Here is a 1568-nt window from a genome sequence, read left to right as displayed (position 1 = left end):
AACCCGGCGCTTGCTTCACCGCAAAACCGCCGCATAATCAATCCAACCAGACGCGCCAGATCCTCTCTTAGCTCAGGCCGCCTTCTGTCCCAAAATCCCTGACGACGGACAACGGGTTCATACCAGTGGGTTCGCCAACCCGAACGCGAGTGTACTGTGCCCCAAGCGCACGCATGGGGGCTTCCATCGCCCGGTCTTTGTCAAACGCGATGATCCGCGCGCCCTGAGCAACAGCGCATGTCGCCAGCAACATCGCAATCACGGTCTTACCTGAGCCGTTTGGTCCTAGAACGATGGTATGGCCGGAAGGCAGGTTTTCAGCATCCGAGCTGGTCTTGGGCAAGTGCAACGAAACATCGTAGCTGTCGCCATGCGTGGTCGGGAACGTCGCCAGAGGTCCAGGCCAAGGCAGCTTGTTCTCAGGCAGACCCTTTGGCCGCATGTGAAACGCAACCATGTCTGCAAAGTTCTGGTCCGTGATCAGTTCTTCACGGGCGCGGAACGCGAAATTGCCGGGGTGCTGCGCGAAATACACCGCACGCGCCGACATCGCTTCGCGTTTGACCGTGCCGCCTGAAATGTGAATTTCACCGATGATATGCTTTTCGGCTGTTTTCAGATCTTCCTCATTCCCGAACACGCAGATTGACAGGTGGTGCTTGCCGAGTGACATGGTGCCGGAGGCAATGCCGTCCGCCAGAATGGACAAATCCTCTTCAAGCGACTTCGCTTTATCGCCTGCCGAGCGCATTTGTCCCGACTTGCGGCGTTCCATTTCCTGCGCCTGGGCGCGGCTGATCGGCAGGAAGGATTGCGAAATCACAACATCAACCGGCAGGTCCAGCCCGTCGAAAATGCCGGGGAACGAAGCCATCGGGTAATTCTTCAGGGAATACACACGGATGGAGCGTTCCTGATCGTCGCCTGTAACCAGTTTGCCGGTCTTGCCCTGAAACAGCACATCCTCTTGCGGCATGTTGAAGGCGATAGGTTCTGCAATGTTCGCGTGAACGATCGGCTGATACCGACCGTTCAACAGCATTCCATAATAGCCGAGCCAACGCCCCTCGCTGAGCTTCAGCCGGCGTACACAGGCCTCGCCCAGCGTGCCCGCCAGTGTTGTGAACACACCGTCGAGCTGTTCGATCATTTCGCGGCGTTCCTCGTCTATCGTTCCAGACGACATGCCGAACATCTGTTTTGCCCGCTCATCCTGCCGCTTTTGGAGAATGGCGCTGATGATGATCTTGCGTTCTTTCAGCTCTGCATCGACGGACGCTGAGCGCATGGCCTGCGCCACTGCACCGGCAAAGCCGGTTGGATCTGTGATGACATGACCAGTCTCAGCCGGGACGGTCAGTCGATGAACATAAAAAGCCACTTCATTGGGTGTTGTGCGCAACACACGCTCAAACCGTTCGGCCAGGAACTCGAACTCGTTTTCGTTCAGCGTATTAGCGTTGATTCCGGTGATTTCTGCAGCGGCGATAAGGCCACCGTTGCGTGTGGAAATAACCTCATCGTCCACGACATAGCCATAAGGCAACATCTGAAAGAGGCTCATTTCA

General features: G+C 56.6%; 1 protein-coding gene. It reads right to left on the bottom strand.

All coding sequences use genetic code 11. From position 1 onward, the window contains the following. Window positions 1–67: 67 nt before the first annotated feature. On the bottom strand, window positions 68–1568 hold a 1501-nt coding region (locus tag ACR0MO_RS21610; RefSeq protein WP_480893302.1), incomplete at its 5' end, for a VirB4 family type IV secretion/conjugal transfer ATPase.

It is taken from the genome of Ruegeria sp. K5, from assembly GCF_056531805.1.
This window is presented reverse-complemented; position numbering and strand designations above follow the sequence as displayed.